19 protein-coding genes are annotated in these 23,439 nt (G+C 44.9%); 4 read left to right on the top strand and 15 right to left on the bottom strand.

The genetic code is table 11. The features are described from left to right. Window positions 1–73: 73 nt before the first annotated feature. The 3 genes from DWW60_RS04585 to DWW60_RS04575 all read right to left on the bottom strand — a co-directional run bounded on the left by DWW60_RS04585 (window position 74) and on the right by DWW60_RS04575 (window position 5,756). Window positions 74–856 carry a LytR/AlgR family response regulator transcription factor gene (locus DWW60_RS04585; protein ID WP_243002918.1) on the bottom strand — a complete coding sequence of 261 codons (783 nt, stop codon included), beginning with the start codon at window positions 854–856 and terminating at the stop codon, window positions 74–76. A 67-nt stretch (window positions 857–923) separates the two neighbouring features. After that, window positions 924–2,567 (bottom strand): InlB B-repeat-containing protein, encoded by a 1,644-nt coding sequence (locus DWW60_RS04580; protein WP_243002917.1) that lies wholly within the window; start codon window positions 2,565–2,567, stop codon window positions 924–926. Between the two features lie 69 nt (window positions 2,568–2,636). After that, a complete protein-coding gene (locus DWW60_RS04575; protein ID WP_117874484.1) occupies window positions 2,637–5,756 on the bottom strand; it encodes a diguanylate cyclase domain-containing protein in 3,120 nt (1,039 codons plus the stop codon). A gap of 192 nt (window positions 5,757–5,948) precedes the next feature. Between DWW60_RS04575 and DWW60_RS04570 the strand changes: the two genes are divergently transcribed. Genes DWW60_RS04570 through DWW60_RS04560 form a run of 3 tightly spaced genes read left to right on the top strand, consistent with a single transcriptional unit; the run spans window position 5,949 to window position 8,376 of the window. After that, the gene (locus tag DWW60_RS04570; protein ID WP_022216280.1) at window positions 5,949–6,776 is read left to right on the top strand and encodes a pyridoxamine kinase; all 828 of its coding nucleotides are present in this window, start codon (window positions 5,949–5,951) and stop codon (window positions 6,774–6,776) included. 23 nt (window positions 6,777–6,799) lie between these two features. After that, a complete protein-coding gene (locus DWW60_RS04565) occupies window positions 6,800–7,459 on the top strand; it encodes a TatD family nuclease-associated radical SAM protein (protein WP_055147560.1) in 660 nt (219 codons plus the stop codon). A 38-nt stretch (window positions 7,460–7,497) separates the two neighbouring features. Next, window positions 7,498–8,376 carry a YitT family protein gene (locus DWW60_RS04560; RefSeq protein ID WP_117874483.1) on the top strand — a complete coding sequence of 293 codons (879 nt, stop codon included), beginning with the start codon at window positions 7,498–7,500 and terminating at the stop codon, window positions 8,374–8,376. A 92-nt stretch (window positions 8,377–8,468) separates the two neighbouring features. On the opposite strand, the gene DWW60_RS04555 is transcribed toward DWW60_RS04560, so the two are convergent. The 4 genes from DWW60_RS04555 to DWW60_RS04540 all read right to left on the bottom strand — a co-directional run bounded on the left by DWW60_RS04555 (window position 8,469) and on the right by DWW60_RS04540 (window position 12,886). Further along, the gene (locus DWW60_RS04555; protein WP_117874482.1) at window positions 8,469–9,821 is read right to left on the bottom strand and encodes an MATE family efflux transporter; all 1,353 of its coding nucleotides are present in this window, start codon (window positions 9,819–9,821) and stop codon (window positions 8,469–8,471) included. A 105-nt stretch (window positions 9,822–9,926) separates the two neighbouring features. Continuing rightward, entirely contained in the window at window positions 9,927–10,406 is a 480-nt protein-coding gene (locus tag DWW60_RS04550; protein ID WP_117874622.1) for a cyanase, read from the bottom strand. Window positions 10,407–10,616: 210 nt separating this feature from the next. Further along, window positions 10,617–11,771, bottom strand: a complete 1,155-nt coding sequence (locus DWW60_RS04545) for an SGNH/GDSL hydrolase family protein (protein ID WP_117874481.1) — start codon at window positions 11,769–11,771, stop codon at window positions 10,617–10,619. Between the two features lie 68 nt (window positions 11,772–11,839). Beyond that, the gene (locus DWW60_RS04540; RefSeq protein WP_117874480.1) at window positions 11,840–12,886 is read right to left on the bottom strand and encodes a GDSL-type esterase/lipase family protein; all 1,047 of its coding nucleotides are present in this window, start codon (window positions 12,884–12,886) and stop codon (window positions 11,840–11,842) included. Window positions 12,887–13,141: 255 nt separating this feature from the next. Here DWW60_RS04540 and DWW60_RS04535 point away from each other — a divergent pair, with 255 nt between their 5' ends. Beyond that, the gene (locus DWW60_RS04535; protein WP_055273226.1) at window positions 13,142–14,503 is read left to right on the top strand and encodes an MATE family efflux transporter; all 1,362 of its coding nucleotides are present in this window, start codon (window positions 13,142–13,144) and stop codon (window positions 14,501–14,503) included. An 85-nt stretch (window positions 14,504–14,588) separates the two neighbouring features. On the opposite strand, the gene DWW60_RS13490 is transcribed toward DWW60_RS04535, so the two are convergent. The 8 genes from DWW60_RS13490 to DWW60_RS04500 all read right to left on the bottom strand — a co-directional run bounded on the left by DWW60_RS13490 (window position 14,589) and on the right by DWW60_RS04500 (window position 23,368). Continuing rightward, the gene (locus DWW60_RS13490) at window positions 14,589–14,750 is read right to left on the bottom strand and encodes a hypothetical protein (protein ID WP_022216273.1); all 162 of its coding nucleotides are present in this window, start codon (window positions 14,748–14,750) and stop codon (window positions 14,589–14,591) included. Window positions 14,751–14,785: 35 nt separating this feature from the next. Further along, entirely contained in the window at window positions 14,786–15,205 is a 420-nt protein-coding gene (locus tag DWW60_RS04530) for a hypothetical protein (protein ID WP_117874479.1), read from the bottom strand. Window positions 15,206–15,325: 120 nt separating this feature from the next. After that, entirely contained in the window at window positions 15,326–15,604 is a 279-nt protein-coding gene (locus tag DWW60_RS04525) for a TIGR04076 family protein (protein WP_022216852.1), read from the bottom strand. After that, window positions 15,601–16,419, bottom strand: a complete 819-nt coding sequence (locus tag DWW60_RS04520; protein ID WP_015533605.1) for a pyridoxamine kinase — start codon at window positions 16,417–16,419, stop codon at window positions 15,601–15,603. Before DWW60_RS04520 ends, DWW60_RS04525 begins: the two co-directional genes overlap by 4 nt. A gap of 39 nt (window positions 16,420–16,458) precedes the next feature. After that, window positions 16,459–18,591, bottom strand: coding sequence for a TaqI-like C-terminal specificity domain-containing protein (locus DWW60_RS04515; RefSeq protein WP_117874478.1), 2,133 nt, complete (start codon window positions 18,589–18,591; stop codon window positions 16,459–16,461). 305 nt (window positions 18,592–18,896) lie between these two features. Then, the gene (locus DWW60_RS04510) at window positions 18,897–19,400 is read right to left on the bottom strand and encodes a DUF2798 domain-containing protein (RefSeq protein WP_117874477.1); all 504 of its coding nucleotides are present in this window, start codon (window positions 19,398–19,400) and stop codon (window positions 18,897–18,899) included. Between the two features lie 239 nt (window positions 19,401–19,639). Next, window positions 19,640–21,556 (bottom strand): ABC transporter ATP-binding protein, encoded by a 1,917-nt coding sequence (locus DWW60_RS04505; protein ID WP_199414449.1) that lies wholly within the window; start codon window positions 21,554–21,556, stop codon window positions 19,640–19,642. 60 nt (window positions 21,557–21,616) lie between these two features. Then, window positions 21,617–23,368 carry an ABC transporter ATP-binding protein gene (locus tag DWW60_RS04500; protein WP_117874475.1) on the bottom strand — a complete coding sequence of 584 codons (1,752 nt, stop codon included), beginning with the start codon at window positions 23,366–23,368 and terminating at the stop codon, window positions 21,617–21,619. Between the last annotated feature and the right edge of the window lie 71 nt (window positions 23,369–23,439).

Genomic DNA, 23,439 nt, shown 5'->3' with positions numbered 1-23,439 from the left:
TTACAAAAAGACGCTGATAATATTCCCCCAAAAAAGCTCACAGCCATATTGTTAAGGAGCGAAATATATAGGCTCATATCATTACCTGCCTGTTCTGGAACGCATATTCAAGGAATGCATCCTTTACTTCATTGTATTTTCCCCGTGGAACCGGTATTTCTGCAAGACTAGACATGGTAATCCCCCTAAATGTTATGTTTTGCACATATTCCAGATTTACCAGATAAGAACGGTGAGGTCTGTGAAAAAAAGGATACGTGGAAAGCTGCTTTACAAGCTCATCCATGCTGCCGGCGCTTTCCAGTACTTTTCCTGTATTCAGGTGAAATATAAGGGTGCGATGAATGACTTCGCAATATTCCAGGGCTTTTATATCTATACGGGTGATTCCACTCTTACATCGCAGAATGAGGCTGGTCTCCGCCTCCTTTTTACAGGCTGCAAGCACAGAATCAAGCAAACGGAAAAAGCTCTCTGCCCAGATGGGCTTTAATTGATAATAGTATGCACCTATAACGTAAGACTGCACCGCAAACTCAGAGGACGAAGTGACAAATATGATCTTGACGTTTTTATCGTATTTTCGTATCTCCGTTGCCGCTTCAATTCCATTCTCTCCCGGCATCAAGACATCCATAAACAGGATATCATATCTGTTTCCCTTCTCTATTTCCGCCACCAGGTCAAAAGGATGATTAAAAATACTGTATTCTATTTTGCAGTCTCTCTCCGCACAATACTGTTCCATAAGCCTTTGCATCTCAGCAAGCACAGAAACATCATCATCACAAAACGCAATCTTTGCCATAATCCCCTTTATGCCTCCTTGGCGCCAAATATTTTCTCCAGCACTCATTATCGCATATTTTTCACAATTCGACAACAAAGGGGCTATTCTTCGTTTTGCATCGATTTATACGAATTTATTTTCTCACCCACCTGGCATAGAGTTTCCTGCTGCCGGTGCTGCCGGCTGCAATCTTCGTAACCTTTTTCTTGAATTTTGGATCGCTGTACCACCCCTTGAATGTATAACCCTTTCTGACCGGCTTCTTCAAGACTATAGTCCTAGATCTGACGGTATAACCGGCTGGATTGGACCGGCTGTTTGTCCCCTTGCCAAGCCTGTACTGGATCTTATACTTTACCAGCTTCCATCTTGCGTATAATGTCTGATTCCTGGTGGTCCTCACAACCGAGCTGCTGCCGATCCTGCTGCCGCCACTCTTTGCTGTGTACCAGCCTGCAAATGTATATCCCCTTCTGGTCGGTGCCGGCAGTGCTCCGTAAGTTTTTCCACAAATGACTGTCTTACTTCCAGAACTCACACGCCCTCCATTTGGAGCAAATGCTATTCTCACGCGCTTTACTGTGTCCGTATATTTTGCAGTAAAAGAAAGCTTGGTGGATGCTCCCGCCACACGCAATGTAACTTTTTTACTTCCCGCCTTCCACGTCATCTGATTTAAGGCATATGCGATAATCCCATTTTGAATACCCGAAATGCTCGGCGGATATGACGCATTGTCAGTGCTAACTTCGAATTTGGTTTTACCTGCATTGAGATTTTTCTGAATCCTGTCAGCGTAGGCCCGCGCCCACTTTGCGGCATCTCCGTTTCTGACAAAGTAGTTGTCTGCCAGGCTTGTAGAACGTGTACCATAACCGCTTGCCATATAAATCTTATTATGACCGTTGTGTGCCAACGCCATGAGTTCATCCGTCAGTCCAAAATACAAATGCGTAGGATCAAAGTTATAATAATTGTCTTTTGTATCATCCCATGTACAGTCCACCTGATACCATTTGCCATCCAGCTTCATGGCATTCCAGGTATGTCCATCATAGGTATCCCTTGTCTCAGCATTTGTTATGCCGGCTGCAGTAAGCAGTTTTGAATAGGCACTCTCATAGGCTTGACATGTCCCCAGCTTTCGTGTCAGTGCGCTCTCTGCCGAAGACCATTTCAGGGAATGATCGTAATCAAGCTGCTGCAACAGCCAGTCATGCAGCCACAATGCCTTTTCATAGTCTGAACCATCAGTCTCCTTGCTGCACTTTTTTACAGCAGCATTCACGATGTCACCCACGCTCGGATAAGCCCTGTCAGATACCTGTATATTTGTGCTCACACGCATATAATAGACCCCTGAGGTTTTATCCATTACATAAAACCTGAAGTTATAGACTCCCGAAGCAGTCATTGTGAATTCAAAGTCGTGAGATTCGCACTCATCTGTGTATTGAATCCACGCTCCGCGGCTTGGATCCGCCACGGATTCAAAGCTGTACTCACCCGGATCGGAATAACTCGGTGCATCCATTCTGAACAAATACCGGCCACTGCCACCATCCGCTGAAACATGGAATGTTGTATCCTCTCCTAATTTCGGTTCGTTCCATTCAACCTTTAATGCGACACCTTTTTGAGGATCACTTTCAGCACTGTACTTGTATTCTGTAACTCCCTCTTGGGGATTTGTTGATGAACCAGAAGATTCTTCCTGCGCATAGCCTATCACACGAATCGTCGATACACCTGTCATCACCAGTATTAATGTCAACATAAATGTTGCTAATTTCCTTTTTATCATAAGCAATACCTCGTCACTTTCACAAATCATGCACCCTTAAATCTACTCCCCATGCCTCTTCACCTCAATCCTGCCTCTTCCACTCTCCTTAACATCATAGAGGGCGTTATCCGCCTCCTCATACATCTCGTTGAATGTCAGTTCAGTTCTTGCGATCACCGCACCCATGGAGATTCCTGTTCCTCCCTCTGTGGCCTTCACAGTCAGGTTCACCTTGTCAAATATCTGCTGGGCACGTTCCCTTATCACGTCATCAGACACACTCTTGTTGAAGAACAGCATGGCTGCAAATTCATCACCGCCCATACGGCATGCATGGTCATCACCGCGGAGTGCCGCCTGCAGTGTCTGTGCCACAAGGACAAGATATTTGTCGCCATTGTGATGTCCGTAGGTGTCGTTGTACTGCTTGAATCTGTCTACATCCATCATGATCATCACCGCTGTGTGCGTACACTCAAGAAGTCTCTGCTCCATGTCACTTCTAAATGCCGCATGGTTCAAAAGTCCTGTGAGGGGATCTGTACGATAGGTATTCTCCCAGTTTCTGAGTCTCACATCCGCCTTATTCTGCTCCGCATCTGTCAGCATCTTCAAAGCATATGTACTTGATACATCCACTATTACTATTTCTCCTCTGTCTTTTTGAAGTGCCGAATCATAAAACATTCTTCCAGTGCACAATACATATATATCCCTGCCATCCTTCCGGTGTATCTTGTGTTCCTGAAATACAAATGTGCTCTTTGCCAGATTCGCATTTACCTGACAAAGATATTCCGTTTTATCCTCGTCCGGTATAAGGTCGATCTGGGTTATGATATTATTCTCTATGTCCTCCTTGCTGTAACCCGTAAGCTCCTCAAAATTATCGTCTACAGATATGATCCTCCAGTTTTCATCCACCAGATATCTGCTATATTTGACTGCATGTACACGAAACGCATCCTTGCCATATTCAGTAGAATCCACCATCTGTCTGCGCGCCATAATCCGGATCTCTGTCTGTTCGTCGTCTGTGCTGGCACCATCACCATCAGCGTCCGCCAGACCATCTCCTGGGGCAGTTCGATCACCAACATTCTCTCCATTACCATCTGCACCGACACCACCATCAGCAGCCCCTTGCTTTGAGTCAGCTGCCAGCGAATCTGCATACTTCTCTGATACAAGCCTTATAAACTCCGAAACTATATATGGATCAAACTGGCTGCCCGCGCAGCTCTTTAATTCTTCTATCGCTTTTGATATCGGCATGCCCTTTCTGTAAGGTCTGTCATTGATCATTGCGTCAAATGCATCGACCACCGCGATCACACGTGACAGAACCGGTATGCTTTCACGGCTCAGTCCATCCGGATATCCATTTCCATCCCATCTCTCATGATGATGCCTTATCTCCTCCGCGATCTGTCTGAGTTCTGTGTTGCTCATGGCGATCTCATAACCCTTCTCAACGTGGGAACGCATGATCTTCCATTCCTCATCCGTGAGTTTTCCCGGTTTGTTAAGTATCTCCATAGGAACTCCTACCTTTCCTATGTCATGGAGCAGACAGAGCAGCGCCAGCTTGCTCTGCTGGCTATCTGACAGCTCTATTCGTCTGCCAAGCTCAGCCCCCAGCTCCTGTGTACGACGCACATGCTGTTCCGTATCGCTGTCGCACTCCTCAAGAGCCCTTATAAGCGATGTCAGCATATCTGAGTGCGATGATTCACTGTCCACAAGCTTTTTTGTCTTCATGGCTGTTGCCGCATCAGTGATTGCAGCGACGATGCTCTGTCCCTCATCCGCAGCCACCCCCACTGCATACTGTATACTTCCATTATACTGTTCTTTGACCTTTTCAACACATGCCGCCATCTCTTCCTCACTGCTGTGACTGCAAAGTGCTATCAGGTGCGCATCAATACCCCTGACATAATATGTTCTCTCTGGAAAGTTCTTTCTCATGATGCCCGCAAGTGCATTTATCCTCTGGTCACCCGCCTGATTACCACGAGTGCTGTTGATCACAGACAATCCGTTGATATCGCATATTGCCACTCCAACCGGAAACGTAAAATGGTCCACCTCTTCCATGGCAAGTCTCTGAAAGCTATCCCATTTCTGAAATCCTGTAAGCATATCCGTCTCCAGAGATATATCAGAAAATACAAACATCTGACCAAGTCTGCGGCCTTCCTTGTTGTCAAGCCTTCTGATATCGCACCTTAAAGGTCTGTCTCCATCATCACCTTTTATATAGCACTGCAGAGAAAAACTGTCGTCATCAGCTGCAAGATCAACGGACAGATCATACGTCTCAAGAAACTGCTGCAGATTCTCACATTTGCAGAGGAGTTCCTTTCCAAGGAAATCATCCGCCCTGTCATTGTGCAGGATCAAATGATTGTCATAATCAAACAAAACTATTCCCTGACCTATATTCTCGAATATGTTTGTCTTTAGTTTGTTGAGCATTCCATGGGTTGAATAATTAAAGCAGCTCCAGTACAGAATATATGATGTAAGACTGTAACCGCAGATGGAATAATCCAGAAGTTTGTACACCTCCGCTCCCGGAACGTAGAGAAATATTGCATTTATCCCAACGAGCGCAAGAAGTCCCAGGATGACACTGCTGTACTGCAAACGATATTCATGTGGGATCTTGCAAAGCTTCTTTACAAGGAGTATGAGTACTACACACACCAGCGCATATGAAAAAACCAGATGCATATCATACAGCGGTTTCATATCATAGCTGTATTTTGCTATCACGGTGTCTCTTCTAACATACCCTATCGCTATATTTTTGAATGGGTTTATGGCAAATATTACAAGCTCATACAGACAGTAAAAAAAGCATACGCCTATCGCTGCTCTTCCATACTTTGAAAAACGTCCTTTTGTAAAATAAACAATAAATATGAGCAGACACACCAGCATATAATCAATGCTTACGAAATATATACTCGACATGACGGACATGGCCATATACGAATCGCTTATAATGCTGATAAGATAACTGATATCAACTATAGCTGCTCCTATGCAGGCAAGCCCCAGAAACCTTCCCGTCGTCTTATTCTTTTTTATGGATTTCATACCCAGTATAATATCTGTAGCGGCTATTATGATCGACGAAAAGACATATGTCTTCAAAACGACTTCATTCATACTCATTCCTCCTGAAGCGCAGCAAAATATGGTTATATTTTACTACGTATCAAGATATGGGGCAATGTGGAAATTTTATCTATTCTCTCCCTTTTGAACATAAATTTCACTTGGTCTGACGGAATTCAAATATTGAACACACCTGTATTTGATGATAAAATCTACTATATTTATTGAATTTGGAGAACTAAGATGCAGAAAAAAATCGCTCTAATAAATGATGTTACAGGATTCGGAAGATGTTCCATCGCTGTCATGGCGCCGATAGTGTCCGCCATGAAGATCCAGGCAGTCACTGTGCCGACGGCAATACTATCTACACATACACAGTTTCCTATATTTTACTTTGATGACTACACACCCAAAATGCGGGATTACATCCAGACCTACAAAGATCTGGAGCTGCAGTTCGATGCCATATCAACAGGATTTCTCGGTTCTGAAGAACAGGTTGATATAGTTATCGACTTTATCAAATACTTTAAAAACGAGAAGAATTTTGTTATCGTCGATCCAGTCATGGGTGACTACGGCAAGCTGTACCCAACCTATACCGCGTCTATGTGCAGCAAGATGAAGGAGCTTGTAAAATATGCCGACATTATCACTCCTAATCTGACGGAGCTTTGCACCCTCCTTGATCTTCCATATCCGGAGCACACTGTGACCGTGAACGAGCTAAGGCAAATGTGCATGACCCTGGCGGAGCAGGGACCGGAACATATCGTTGTGACAGGAATACATTTCAATAAGACTCAGATAGCCAACTTCATCTACAACAAGGATGAGGATTTCCAGATGGTCATGGTTGACAGGATCGGCGGCGACAGGAGCGGCACTGGAGATGTGATCGCAGCCATCATTGCGGGTATGTATCTGAACGGACACAGCGTCTATGAGTCCGTGAAAAAGGCCGCTTCATATGTATCAAAGTGCATAAGCTACTGCGTTGAGAACAATGTTCCGGAGAACTGGGGATTGTGCTTTGAGATGTACATGAAGGATCTGACGGAGGAATAACTTAAACGATTGGAGATTCAACTATGGTTTTATACACTGTAACCGGAAAAGTCGGTGAGGAAGGTTACCTCGACATTGCAAAGAGCGGGGATCTCACAGGCAAAAATATATATGTAAACATGACAAACAAATGTCCATGCAGCTGTGTGTTCTGCCTGAGGCAGACAAAAAAGCAGCAGGAGAACAATACTCTCTGGCTGAAGGATGGCGAGCCTTCTATAGAGGAGGTTCTGGAGCTTTTCTCAAAGTATGACCTGAATATCATAAATGAACTTGTATTTTGTGGATTTGGCGAGCCTCTTGAGAGACTTGAAGACGTGTGCGCGGTGATCGATTCACTGAAAAACACATATCCCAATCTCAAAGTCCGTCTCAACACCATCGGACTTGCCAATCTTATATATGGGAGAGATGTCACACCAGAGCTTGAGGGCCGATTCGACACTGTATCAATATCCCTGAACGCCCCTGATGAAAATGAATTTCTTGAACTGACCAGATCACGCTATGGAATCCAGTCCTACGCGGCCATCAAGGATTTTGCCGTTCTTGCCAAAAGGTACGTGCCACACGTTGTCATGACAGTTGTTGACAAGGTCATGCCCGAGGATAAGATCAAGCGATGCCGCCAGATATGCAAGGATTTAGGCGTGACTTTGAGGGTCCGTCCATTTGAAAATTAATCGCAATTTACAGTGACACTTACAAAGGAGGTACCGCTATGTTTCAATCTCTAGAGTTAAAACACCCAAGATTTTATCAGGTATTTCGCCTGTTCATCGTCGTATTTGCATCTATACTATACGCATGGAATCTCCGATGCTTTGCCAAGACCGCAGGGCTGTTTCCAAGCGGGTTCTCCGGAGCATCCCTGCTTCTCCAGAACATTGGAATAAAATTTCTGCACATAAGCGTGCCTTTTGCAGTTTTCAACATTGGGCTGAATCTGTTTCCCACATACATATCATACAAATATATCGGCAAAAGATTCACCCTCTATTCGATCATAGTCATACTTCTGTCGAGTATATTTGTGGATATCCTGCCATCATATGTATTTACGGACGACATAATGCTTGTAAGCCTGTTCGGCGGTCTCATCAATGGACTCGCCATCAGCCTGTGCCTGAACGTTGGAACCAGCACCGGGGGAACTGATTTCATCAGCATATTCCTGTCCCACCAGAAGGGTATAGATGCGTGGAACTACATACTGCTCGGAAACATCGTGATGCTGATCGCAGCCGGTGCACTGTTCGGCTGGTCAAAGGCTCTGTACTCCATCATCTACCAGTTCTGCAGCACGCAGGTGATCCAGCTTCTATATAAGAGATATAAGAAAGAAACGTTGTTCATCATCTCCGACAAATCAAATGAGATATATCACGCCATCAAAGATCTGACAAATCACGACGCCACATTATTCACCGGGATCGGCTGCTATGAGGAGAAGGAGAAAACCCTTATCTATTCTGTCATCAACGCCGAGGCAAAGCGTGAGCTCATCCCGATGATCCGTGGAATAGATGAGCACGCGTTTATCAACGTGGTCAAGACCGAGGAGCTGGACGGTAGATTCCATGATATTCCGCACGACTGATGATCAATGAACTGCCACTTGTATCCGAACGATCATAATACCTTTACGAAATGAACGCACAATAAACATTCCTATCACCAAATACATATCTCTTATAAGTTGGCCTTATACAGCGTACCGCACCTCTTCATCCACACAAATGCTCCCACGCATATCACTATGGATATAAATGATCCAGCCGGTGCCGCAAATCCCATCGGGAACAGGGTGTCTGGATACATGACAGATGCCAGATATGATCCCGGAATTCTTGCACATACTATGGCTATCATATTGTGAATAAACCCTATATAGGATTTGCCATAGGCACAGAAATATCCGGTGAAACTGAAATGTATTCCCGCAAATACGCAGTCCACTATATAACTGCTGATATACTGAACTCCCATCGCTACAACTACTTTGTTCTTACTAAAGAGTCCCACAAGTTCCGGTGCAAATATTTCAACTACCGCAATAGCTATGGCTCCGTATACCACTATGATCCCCAGCGCATACCTTAGTATCTGCTCCGCCCGGTCATGCTTTCCTGCGCCAATATTCTGTGCGGCAAGTGCCGATACTGTGGCGAGCATTGACGATGGAACTATGAAGATAAAGCTTATCATCTTCTCCACAACACCCACTGCCGCCGCGTCATTTACACCACGTTTATTCGCAATGACGGTTATGATGATGAATGCTATCTGTATGCATCCGTCCTGAACAGCCACCGGGAGACCGATCTTCACTATCTCGCCGAGCACGTTTTTTCTCGGAACAAAGTCATTTCTCGTGAGCTTCAGCCCGGTATTCATCCTCTTTATTGCGGCAAATGATATGATGACACTGAACGTCTGAGCCAGCGTTGTTCCAAGTGCTGCGCCAAGAGGGCCCATGCCGCAGGCGCCTATAAATATATAATCAAGTGCAATATTAAGGCCGCATGCAACCGCGATGAAGTACATTGGACTTTTGGAATCGCCGAGTCCCCTGAATATGGAACTTATCACGTTGTATGCTGTTATAAATGGAATTCCTATAAAGCAGACTATCAGGTAATCGGTGATTCCTTTTACAGCCTCCTTGGGTGTATCCATGACCGCAACTATTGGATTTATAAAAATGAGCAGCATTACTGTAAGTACTACTGATATTATCATGAAGATGGTGACTGTATTTCCGATGGCAGCCTGGGCATCCTGAAGCTTTTTTGCTCCCACTGCTTTTCCTATGACAACAGTTGTTCCCATGGCAAGACCAACCAAAATCACCGTGAGCATATGCATGACCTGAGATCCATTTGCAACCGCTGTGGTGGCCCCGGCATCATTGCCACAGAACTGTCCTATGATGAACAGATCCGCCATCCCATATAATGTTTGCAGAAAATAAGATAAAAGATAAGGCAGCGCAAAATACGCCATCGTCTTTGGCACACTTCCGGTCGTAAGGTTCTTCTCCATTATGTATGTCCTCGTCTTTCATGTTGATGGGGACGGAGATACCTGTCCCCTCCGTCCCCACATGATATTAAACCTTACAACAGTTGTAATGTCAACACATCAACTCTACCAAGGATACTGTCCTTTCTTGGCATATGGCAGGAGTTTTCCGTCAAACTTGATGATGACTCTGTGGTTGCCCTCGGCATCCTCAGTCACATCCACGTCAAGGCCAAAATCGATGGCACTCATGATGGCATTTCCGCCCTGCTCGTGGATTATGTCCTTGATGGCAGGACCATATGTATCAATGACCTCATGAAGTCTGTAGAGAATAGGATCCGTGTTGCCTTTATATGGGTGCTCTGCAAGAAATGCCGTGGCTGACTTATCTATTCCCAGTGCTTCTGCAAGCTTATCGCAATATTCTTCAGGCACATACTGCTGTCCCTCAAATGCTGATGCGAGCCATACTTTATTCACACCTATTTTCTCTGCCAGCGCCTCGTATGTGAGTCCGCTTGCCTTTTTTGCTGCCTTCATAGCGTCAAGTTCATCTGCGTGCTGCAATCTGATAAGATAATCTGCATTGTTCATCGGTGGCATAATATCATCCTCCTCAAAAATCTGTACGGATATAAAATCCATCATAAAAAAATAGAGGCACTGCAAGATTATGCAGTACCTCTTTGTACATCTGAGCTAATAATAGTCCTCTATCCCCAATATTGCAATACACAACATTATTTATTTTAATTTAATTCTTCAAATATCTATGCCAATCTGAACATTGTCATTCTCTTAATCACATACTTATCATGCAACTATTATGGACATAAGATAGAATGGTGTTGTACCCACACTCTCATCATCAAGAACCGTTATCTCAAGTGTGTGTTTCTTCTTCTCACCATGATGAAGCACAGGCTCTATATACAGACAGTCACCCCAGTCCTCATCAAAATTGCCATCAAGCAATATCGGATGTGCAGTATCCCCATCAAGCACAGCCTGCGCCCTGACCGCCGGTCTTGATATGGTCTTTCTGTACTGAATTCCTATGCAGCTTCCCTCAAGTTCAAATGTTATGCTATCACCGGCATGTACACCTGTCCATCCATTCTTGAAATGATCAAGGTGTCCCATCTTCTCATGAGTATCAGCCCTGAACCCTGAAAGCTTAGGACATATCTCGCGTATGGTAAGCCTCTTTGCATACTCATAAGCATTTGCGGTAACAGGGGTAGGAAGTACACATGAGCAGGCTGATTCGTCCTGGATATCATTCTCTGTGTCCGCGCCAGCATCTGCGGTATCCGTATTTGAGTCATCAGCCAAATTCTCATCTTGTATGAGATCCTCCATAATTCTCTCAAGAAACTTTGTTATCTCACCGGCTACCAGGCCATGTCCCTTGTCATTTGGATGAAGTCCATCCGGGGTTATGTCGATCCTGTTATATTCTCCCGCCTTCATCCGCCTGTATATGGTATCGTACACGCTCACATGCGGCACTCCATAATGATCTGCAAGTCGGTTGTGGATATCCTGGGTGCTCACACCCGTGTCGTAGAAAACGTTATTGAGCACCACCACCGCCGGTCTTGATGACCAGCAAAGCAGTGTTCTCAGCACACCTTCAAAGGTCTCTTCACAGTATATGTTATCCACATCATTTACGCTAAAATCCACCACAACTAGATCCGGCTGATACATGAGCACATCAGTGACCGCTCTTGACACCCCATAATAGGAATCCGTACCGCCGATTCCGCCATTCACATAATTGAACTTTGCCTGTGGAAATGTATCACACCACCACTTGTATACCCTGTATGCATAAGTATTTTCATGCTCCGTCGCCAGACTTCCCTGCGTTATCGAACCGCCAAGGAAACCTATTGTAAGTTCCTGTCCACTCTGGGCGCGCTGTATAACTGATTTTATTCTTTCAAGATCATAATTTTCCATGGTTCATCCTCCATATTTGAACATCAGCTCATTAATAATCCTATCTTACCTCTAAGTTAGGATATAATTTAATTCCACCCCTCAATTTCGAGACCTTCTATATATTCGGTCAGCTCCGTTGCCATCTCACACGCCTCCGGTATCCTCAAATGTCCTGGCGTGCCGCATCCGTTTCTTCCATATACATAATGAGTTATCATTTTATCATTCATAGTGTCAACCACTTCATCTATAGCCTTGTCCCATGAACAGTCGTGACAGAGAAGTGTGGTACAGCAGATTATGTGTGCATCCGGATATGTCTTCCTGAGTTTTCCCAGAAATTTCATGTAATGGTCACGCCACGTTTCCGCCTGCCTGCCGTTATAGTCATCTTTCATAAAATCATACGGATGGTTGTCATTCTGTCCTATAGCAACTATAACAACCTGAGGTGTGTACTGAGAGAAATCCCACTGTGTCACCGGACCAAATGTAGGGTTGTAGTGAACCTTATCCCACACACTTTCCATGCCAATCCGATTCGGCTCTTGGAACCATCCTATCCTGTCCATGAGAGCTATCCCTCCCTGGGCTATGTCATGAATCTGTGCTTTCAGCTTTCTTGCAGTAATCCACGCATACGAATACCAGCTATTAGAATAACCGCCATTGTGTACCGGGTCTTCCTTTCCAACGCAGTCGACAGCCTCCGATACCTCGCCCGCTGACACCGAATCTCCATACACCTCTATTCGCCTGCCTGACAGCGGTTTCAAAGGAAGAAGTCTCTCCCCATCTCCAATCTCATACTCAAGTATTGTTACCTCATGGCATGCATCCTGTCTCTTGAAGAACAGTACACAATGTTCATTTGTATCGTTATCCGGAACAACTATATCAAGTTCTGTAATTCCCTCTTTATTTAAAAGATAACTTCTCTGCGACTGATCGATTATACATCCAAGATAATTGTCCCAATAGTTATTCCTGTTGGACACCTTTATCTTAAGAGTATTGCCCGTAAATTTCATCTCCGCAGATGTACAAGGATATACCCACACCGGCTTCTCCGCATCTGTCCAGTCAATACGTCCTGTATACCTGATCATAACATCATTTGGCTTGATCTTCATAATATTGTCTCCTGTCATTCCATTTGTTCTATATACATTATACATTTCTGTTTTCATATTAGTTAAGCTCTACCTAATAGTCAAACTTAATTTAGTTAAATATTAATTATTTTTTAATCACTTTAAACAAAATATGATTGAGAAGGTAGTTTCATATCTATAACACACCCCCATATACGTCTATTGATTATTTTTAACTGCAGTTCTATTATATGAAAGTAAACTATTCAATACATTTTGTAAGGAATGAAATCTATGAAAAGAGTAAACTTTGAAAATGGAAAGATAACTCAAAATATACTCGGTGTGGCCATGCCTATGCTAGTGGCTCAGCTCATAAGTCTTCTGTACAACGTGATCGACCGGATCTACATAGCAAGAATACCTGATGTGGGCACCGCTGCTCTCGGCGGAGTCGGTCTCTGTTTCCCGATCACCATCATAATCACTGCCTTCAGCAATCTGTTTGGCAGTGGCGGTTCCCCTCTGTTCTCAATCAGAAGAGGGATGGGGGATGATAAAACCGCAGATACCATAATGAATACAGCCTTCACTATGTTATGTGGTGCTGCCATTATTCTCATGGCTGTCGGTATGATATTTGCAAGACCGCTGTTGGTCCTGTTCGGAGCATCGGAAAGCGCACTCACATATGCGTACCCATATATGATGATATATCTGCTTGGCACTCTGCCATCCATGGTATCAACAGGCATGAACCCATTCATCAATGCACAGGGATATTCTGTAACAGGTATGCTGACAGTGGCCGTCGGTGCTGCCGCCAACTGTATTCTCGATCCCGTATTTATATTTGTCCTACATCTCGGCGTCAGAGGTGCGGCCATAGCCACCGTGATATCGCAGATCATGTCTGCCGCTTTTGTCCTCTACTTTCTGAAGAACAAAGCCGAATTGCAGGTAAAGTTGCTTTCATTGGGACAATTCAGGGAGTGTGTGACATATGCAAAGGATATTGTCAGTCTGGGAACCGCTGGATTTGTGATGCAGCTCACAAACAGCCTTGTATCAATATGCTGTAACAGTGTCCTGTCACGTACCGGAGGCGATGTCTATGTGTCAGTCATGACCATCGTGTCAAGCGTCAGACAGATCGTCGAAACTCCTATCTGGTCAATAGCCGAAGGTGCTTCCCCAGTCATCAGCTACAATTATGGAGCCAGAAAGCCCGATCATGTCAAAAAATCCATAGCCATCATGTCTCTGCTTGCAGTGATATATATGGTCATAGCATGGGGAATCATCCTGATTGCTCCGGGAGCACTTATATCTGTATTCAGCTCAGACAGTTCACTTATAAGTGACTCCATCCCGGCTCTCAAAATATATTTCGCTGCATTTGCATTTATGCTGCTTCAGTATATCGGCCAGACTACTTTCAAATCGCTGAACAAGAAAAAGCAGGCGATTTTCTTCTCTCTGCTCAGAAAGGCGATCATCGTAGTCCCTCTTACATACCTGCTGCCGTATGCTTTCCATCTCGGAACAAATGGCGTATTCATGGCTGAACCTATATCAAATATACTCGGAGGAAGCGCATGCTTTTTCACAATGCTGTTAACCGTAATACCGGAGCTTAACCGGATGGAAAAATAAAAATGATCCCACAGATATCCATAATAATATCTGTGGGATCAATAATTCTCTCTCTATTTTATTGTCTGGTTAAACTGCTTATCATCTAAGCTGCCTTCTTATCCTGAGTCATGTCTTTTGCATCTGGAGCCGTGATATCCTCTGATTCACGGTGCATCTTCTCACCCCAGTTTTCGTCCACAAAGCATTTGATTGCCGCTACAAGTGCTATAACCCCAAATGTATAAGCCAATATATCCATTGCCATAATTATCTCTCCTTCACTGGTAATCTCTATTACATTTAATTCCCAATGAAGGTGCGTTTCTTCCCGTCTGACCTGTGTATATATTCCAGGAGTATCCACCTGCGGCTGTTCGTCACCTCAGGACATCTGCCTGCAGATGCACATACACAGAATATCAGACTTAAGAGCAATGCCACAAGGACTGCCGACAGCATCCATGTGTCGTCTATGGATTCTTCCGAATTTCCCGTGCGGATATTCCTTGTCTGGATCGCGATTCCCGCAGAGCTGTCCACCATGAGAACATCGTTGTTACCGGCATCTATTCCCCGGCTCTCACCCAGTGATGATATTGAGTGGGCGGAGTAATTCCTGACATTCACGTTGTAAAGCCCACAAACTCCAAGATATGAGACGCACATAACCACAGCAATTATCCATGCATATATATTGTAATGCGCTCTGCATCCTGCCATATGTGCCACCTCCCATACTTGATAAATACATCTGTCTTACTTACCATGTATTATATTATATAAGGGAGTTTTTTTCTTCCGATACACCGCTTCTTTAGCTGTCTCTTTGCCGTTTATTTGTCAATTCTTATCCTGCTCAGGCTGGACAACCTCTATCCTGAACACATTGATCGTGTCCACATCAGGACAACAGAACACTGCAGTTCCCGGCTCATTTCCCGGGATGGTTCCACCATATCTAAGAATATCCACATATGGAAATGCCACATGCATGGCCATGGGACAGAGCTGCCCTCGCTCAGTATCAAAATCGTAGCTGTCACCTATCTTATGCCCCCTGTGGCAGCCGTGAGGGCCTTTGCGGTCTATGAGTGTTATCTTGATCTGCGGTCTGCTCATTCCGTTATCACCTCTATGTACTGTTCAAGAGGGATTCCCTTGTACTTGTCAACATTGTCCTTGTTCAAGGCTATAAGCTTCTCCACCACTTTCATGGCTGACTGCACACTGTCTTCTATGCTGTGTCCGCCTCTGTACTTTCCGATAAGCACAGCAGAGAATATATCACCGGTTCCCGGAAATCTCACAGGAATCTCTGTATATGGGAACACGTTCATTTTGTCTGTCTCGCCATCCAACAGGAGAGTGCTTGTCTGTCCATCTATATTCACGCTGGTAATAACTACGGTCTTTGCCCCATATCCGTGAAGCGTATGTGCCAGATCTTCGGCCTCCGCCATGGTCAGTATCCTCTTGTCAGTGTATTTGCTGGCAAGAAATGCTGCTTCTGTGCAGTTTGGCACTATGAGATCCGCCACTTTGCACATCTGTCTCATATAGCCAACCGTATTCTCCGTAACACCGTTGTACAGGATTCCGTCATCGCCCATGATCGGATCGACAAATATAAACGCACCCTGGTCTTTCTTCTTCTCACAGAACTCAGCCACAAGCCTGGTCTGTTCCTCCGATACAAGAAATCCGGTTGCTATGGTGTCAAATGTAAATCCAAGCTCACCCCACACTCTCATGCTGTTCTTCATATATCCGGTCGTCTCAAGTATATCGAACTTCCCGTAGTCCAGTGTATTTGACACGAGTGCCGTCGGAAGGTTGTACACTTGGAATTTCATGTTGGACATTATCGGTATCATCGCTGACAGTGCAACCTTGCCATAACCAGCCATATCGTTTATAAGCAGTATATTATTCATAGTCTCTTCCTCTTCCTGATCAATTAAAGTATATTATTTTTATAACATATATTTGTCACCGGATAAAGACTGCTTTATGAACTCGTACTCTTCATCGGTAACTGAGTACAGCTTCCTAACAATGTCATCTATCTCTTCATACAATCTGTATCGCTGCAAATGGTCTTTACCTGTCTTATACGTCTGCATTTCTGAATTCACAGAACTTTCTGTGATAAGTTCTTCTGCCATAAGCTCTTCTGCCTTTGAGATTATGCGTCTCTGTGTCTCCTCGTCTGCGACTGGAACAGGAATATTCTCTATATGGGATCTCAGAACCTTCACTGCGTTGTACCGCTTCTCATATATGCACTGCGCCACCCTTGAATTGAGTATCGCCATGATATATCTCATATCAAGTCCCGGTATATGTGGAATGACCACATTGCAACTGTTCAACGTAAGCCTCTGCCTGTCGTCATATGCAAATACAAGCTGTCTGTTGATAAACCTGTAGATCAGTTTCTCCGGAGCCCGGTAAAGCTCCAGCGGCGCCGCCTGCTGATACAGGGTAAGTTCCGGATACATATATTTTTCCGTTTTTCCGCATCTGTATCTGTATACATCTGCTCCGGTTATCACTGCCTCCATTCCCTCTCCGCATTCTGTGGACACATATTTCGCATTATCCCCGGTCACTATTCCCAGTGCAAAATCTGCCTGTCCACGCAGGAATTCACAGTTATCTGTATTTTCTATTCTGCAAAGCAGCCTGTACTCATCATCAGTGAGCCTAAGCATAAAATTCTCACTGCCAAGCGGCCTGTCCGTTCCTACAACAAACTCTCTGCCGTCTCTCTCGATCACCGCACCTTTGCTATGTCCAGGATCAAAACTCTTTTCAAGCTGCAGCACCAACGATGGACATTGCACACCATAGAATGCATCGCCAAGGAAACTCACCCGGCTCACATTTGCCGATTCGGCTATGATCTCCCTGATCGTCTTATGATTATGTACATCTAACAATGCCTCCGGCAGCACAAATGCAAGAACTCCTTCATCTGTCAACAGCTTCAGCGCACACTCCACGAACACATCAGACGACTCCACGCCCCTTCCGGCTGCAGTTCTGTATGCTTTCCTGAGTAATGTCCGTGTCTCCCTGTCAAATGTATATCCCCACGGCGGGTTACCGATGATGATGTCATATCCCGGATCAGCCAAGAGCTTCTTATCATCCCCACCACATTCTGAATCATTCCTGTATTCTGAAATGAAGTCTCTGCGCTCTATGTGCTCATATATTGTCCGGATCGCTTCGTCCACATTGACATGTCTTCTTCCGGACAATCTCCCAAGTGCCAGATTGAACCTCGCAAGCTGTACACTGAGTTCATCTATATCGCACGCATATATATTATTTAGTTCTATATCATCCGGAAGCTGTATAAGGAAATTACCGGTTCCGCAACATGGATCGAATAATCGCTTACCGCCCTCAGATATTCTGCTTCCCATATCACCGGTCACATCACTTATCAGCGTTCTTACTACCTTTGTCGGCGTATAATATGAACCAGCCGCCTTCCGGCTGCCTGCATCTCTTATAGACATATAGAGAAGTCCAAGTACGTCCTCCCCCTTTTGATAATAGTAATTGGTGTCCATAAGATTTTTGTTATTATTTGCCCATGATAATGCTGCTTTTTTGTCCTGAATTATATCATCGATCAGCGCACTCCATACACCAATTGTCAAGCTTCCATCTATATATGCAGGGAATATTTCTCTGTCAACAGTAATCTCACCACTGCTTACCAGCAGCTTGAGTGCACAATCCGCCAGCAGAGTTCTCATGACCATCTCAGTCACACATATATTCTGCCTCTCCAGCTTATCCACCAGACTTTTTACTGTGTCTGTACTCTCGCAAATGTCTGACACATATCTGTCATACAATCCTTTGCCGGACACATACCGCTTATTCCGCCGGCTTCTGAGCGACCTTCGTTCACCAGTTTCCAGTGACTGTTTCAGATTACTTACGTACTCCTCTGTGAAATACATCTGACCGGCCGGATCTATGCCCTGTGATTCAATTTTCCCAAGTCTGAGCCAGTTCCGCCCCGTTGCCCTCGATATTGAAAGCTGCTGACACAATCCATCCAGCGTTATGTATTCCTCACTCATACACAGCCCCTCGTTTCTTCATATGTCTGCCTCATATGCTTTTCCTGATCATATTCAAATATATTCATACGCAAAATCTCCGCCTTATTCTTCTTCAAAAAATCAGCCAGAATATTATTCCTGCTCTTATGAAAAATGTGATATAAAAGCATGAGAAATTCGCAAATTATAGATACGTTGGAATGGTCCGTTTCTTACGTTCGGACTCATAGAAACCTTCGACTTGAAACCTATGCTTTGAACGGATTGTAACACCTCGCCCAGCCTTTGTCTATACTTTAGGCAAAACTCTCCAAAACGGAGAATTATGACTCTGGCTGAGGTTCTTTGGATGGCTCTACACAGCCAGAACCCGCAAGCTGTCTCTTAAATATAGTTCTAAATATCAATCTCACAAGTGGTCCGCAATAGCAGAGCTGCCAGAGCAGTGCAACAGGGAGATTCATTCCCCATGTCTGGATAAATGTACCAACACTTGGTGAATCCTTGAACAAAACAGTTGCTATAAGGCTCATGGTTGGACACATCATTATGCAGATGTAGAATGATATCATGAAGGTTATCACCTGTGGTCTGTCAGCCGGTCTCACAATCTTGAACGCAAGCATTGGTGCAAGCTTTCCAACCACGAAAAGCTCAAGCACAATAGCTATCGGCCACATGATCGGCATCTCATGAAGTGCCATGACAAATGTCTGATTGGTGAAACCTCCTGTGCTTAATGCTACATTGTAGCAGATCATTCCATAGACCATGAACATGGCCATGATCGTTGTGAATACGAATTCCTGTAATTTGTTTTGTGGCATAATAATTTCCTCCTTACGAAAATAATATTGAGCATGCGCATTCAAAAGCGCTTCGCGCAGGCGCATGCGTGCTTCTCAAGGATTCCTCCCGCTTACGCGGGCCCCTCCTTATGAAAATAAAAAGCCCAACGAAACTTTCATCTCGTTGAGCTTAACTGCGACTACCATTAATTGCCCCTATGGTAGCACAAATATTTTTAAATTGCAAGTAATTTTCTGTTTTTTGTAAACAATTCGGCTTACGCCTGCCCAGCCACGGCCTTCTTGCCTGTGTACAGCTGATAATATCTGCCCTTCATGTCAATGAGCTGATCGTGGGTGCCTCGCTCTATGATGCGTCCCTGCTCCATGACCATGATGCAGTCCGCGTCCTTGACCGTGGAAAGTCGGTGAGCTATGACAAATGACGTTCTACCCTCCATGAGGGCATCCATTCCCTTTGAAACCATAGCCTCGGTTCTCGTATCAATGGATGATGTAGCCTCGTCCAGGATCAGTGCTGGTGGATCTGCAACCGCCGCCCTCGCAATCGCAAGAAGCTGTCTCTGTCCCTGACTGAGGTTTGAACCGTCCCCGGTGAGCACCGTGTTGTAGCCGTCAGGAAGTCGCTTTATGAAATCGTGAGCATTTGCAAGCTTTGCAGCCTTGATGCACTCCTCATCCGTGGCATCCAGCTTGCCGTATCTTATGTTATCCATGACTGTTCCTGTGAACAGATGTGTATCCTGAAGAACTATACCAAGACTTCGTCTGAGATCCGGCTTTCTGATCTTGCCTATGTTGATATTGTCGTACCTTATCTTGCCGTCCTGTATATCATAAAACCTGTTTATCAGATTGGTTATGGTCGTCTTGCCCGCGCCTGTACTTCCGACAAATGCTATCTTCTGACCAGGCTTTGCATACATATTTATGTCGTGCAGAACTATCTTATCCGGATTGTAACCGAAGTCCACATTCTCAAATTCAACCTCGCCTGTGAGCTCCCTGTATGTGACCTCGCCAGTCTCATGCCTATGTCTCCATGCCCAGAGTCCGGTTCTCTCCTCGGTCTCCGTGAGATTGCCATCTGCATCCTTCTTTGCATTTACCAGCTCAACATAGCCCTCGTCCTCCTCTGGCTTCTCATCCGTCATGGTAAATACCCTGTCGGCTCCGGCTGCAGCCATGACTATGGCGTTGATCTGCTGGCTTATCTGTGTAACCGGCATCGTAAAACTCTTGTTAAGCGTCAGGAATGCCACAAGCGTTCCTATGGTAAGACCTGACCATCCATTTACTGCAAGTACACCTCCAAGTACAGCGCAGAGAACATAGCTTATGTTTCCAAGGTTCGCATTCACCGGCATGGTAATGTTGGCTATCATATTTGCCTTGTAGGCGCTGTCCTGAAGAGATCTATTCAATTTGCAGAAATCGTCATATGCCTTTTCTTCGTGGCAGAACACCTTGACAACCTTCTGGCCGCTCATCATTTCCTCTATATAGCCATTTACCTTACCAAGATCCTGCTGCTGCTTCATGAAGTATCTTCCCGACTTCGCGCCCAAGCTCGACGTCGCCTTTATCATGATAAGCACCATGACGACCGACAGAACCGTGAGCGGTATATCAAGGACTATCATAGCAATGAGTGTTGAGATAAATGTGATGCTTGAGTTGATAAGCTGCGGCATACTCTGGCTTATGACCTGACGGAGTGTGTCAACATCATTGGTGTACACCGACATGATATCTCCGTGTGCATGTGTGTCAAAGAAAGATATCGGAAGGGATTCCATACGTTCAAAAAGTTCAACTCTGAGTCTCTTCATGGTTCCCTGAGTCACATTTACCATGATCCTGTTGTATGCGTATGCGCAGATGATTCCCAGCACAAGTATAAGTCCAAGCCCCAGCATCCTGTGGGCCAGGGGACCATAATCAGGTGAGCTCTGTTTCATCATCGGTTCAATATATACATCGATAAGTTTCTGCATGAACATCGATATACTCAGTATCGCAAGCGCCGATATAAGTATGCTGACCACAACCGTAATACATGCCAGCTTGTATTCCTTAAGAATATATCTGATCAGCCTTCCAAGTGCCTTCATGGGATTTTTGCCCTGATCCTTTCCAGGTCTCTTCAGCCCTGCATCCACTTTATCATCCATCTTATTTTCACTGTATTTCTCTGTATTTCCTGTCATTACACTGCCTCCTTTCCTTCATAATTAATTCATCTTCTCATCGAAATCACCGCCGCCAGACATCTGTACGTCGTAGATCTCCTTATATATCGTGTTGTTCTTTAACAGATTCTCATGTGTGTCGAAGCCGCTGACCATTCCGTTATCCAGAACTATGATCCTGTCAGCATCCTGCACACTTGATATTCTCTGGGATATGATGATCTTGGTGGTGTTCGGTATCTTGGTTGCAAATGCCTGCCTGATCTTCGCATCCGTAGCGGTGTCAACTGCGCTTGTGGAATCATCGAGAATGAGTACCTTCGGGCTCTTGAGCAGCGCTCTGGCAATACAGAGTCTCTGCTTCTGACCACCAGACACATTGCTTCCGCCCTGCTCGATCCAGGTGTTATATCCATCCGGCATCCTGTCTATGAACTCATCCGCACAGGCAAGCTCGCACACCTCACGGCACTCATTCTCCGTGGCATCCGCCTTGCCCCATCTCAGATTATCAAGTATCGTACCCGAAAACAGCACATTCTTCTGGAGCACAACCGCCACTTCATTTCGGATGACCTCCATATCGTAATCACGCACGTCATGTCCTCCGACACAGACCGAACCACCGTCCGGTTTCACATCGTAAAGTCTGCTTATCAGATTGACAAATGTCGACTTACCGCAGCCGGTTCCACCTATCACACCAACTGTCTCTCCAGACTTTATGTGAATGTCAATATCCTTCAGCGTGTCCTCTGCACTTCCTGCCTTATATACAAAATCAACATGGTTAAAATCTATTCTTCCATCAGGGACCTCCATGATCGGCTCATCAGGATTGGTCATGGTAGGTGTCTCCTCAAGGACCTCAGATATTCGTCTCATACTTGCCATACTCATGGAGATCATGACAAATACCATGGACAGCATCATCAGCGACATCATCATGCTCATGACATAGCTGAAAAGTGATGTAAGATTTCCAGTTGTCATGCTACCACTGACTATGAAGTGTGCTCCGATCCACGACAGGAGCATCATACATGTAAAGATGACAAACATCATGATAGGATTGTTGAAAGCCAGCAGACTCTCAGCCTTTATGGACAGTTCCGCAAGAACCTCTGCTGCCTTCCCAAACTTCTTATCCTCATATTCTTCCCTGACAAATGCCTTTACAACTCTTATCGCTGATACATTTTCCTGAACGCTGGCATTCAGGTTGTCATAGTTTCTGAACACCTCGTCAAATATAGGTGTCACCTTGAATATGATGTAGAACAGACCAAATGCAAGAACCACAAGTGCTGCCACAAATACAAGTGACAGCTCCACGTTGATTGTAAAGCACATTATCATACTGCAAATGAGCATGAGTGGCGCACGGACTGCGATTCGTATGAGCATCTGGTACGCGTTCTGTACATTTGTCACATCCGTCGTCATACGTGTTATAAGACTGGCGGTGCTGAACTTGTCAATGTTGGTAAATGAAAACTCCTGCACATTCCTGTACATGCCCTCCCTCAGGTTACACGCGAATCCTGTTGATGCGCTGGCAGCGAATTTGCCCGCCATCACTCCAAAGAAAAGGCTTAGGAAAGCCAGTACAAGCATGAGTCCGCCATACATATACACCTTGCTCATGTCCTGTCCGTTGATTCCATCATCAATTATCTTGGCGGTCACAAATGGAATGAGGATCTCCATAAAGACCTCTGCCGCCGTAAAAACAGGTGTAAGTATCGAGTCCTTCTTGTACTCGCCCACCTGACCAAGCAATGTTTTGATCATTCTATTTCCTCCTTGTTTCGAATTGAAATGCTGACAGAATCCTCAGATGCACAAAATCAGAATCTTGATTT

It is taken from the genome of Coprococcus sp. AF16-22 (genome assembly GCF_003461545.1).
GTDB lineage: Bacteria > Bacillota > Clostridia > Lachnospirales > Lachnospiraceae > Coprococcus > Coprococcus aceti.
The sequence above is the reverse complement of the archived record's forward strand: the minus strand, read 5'-3'. Positions and strand labels throughout refer to the sequence as shown.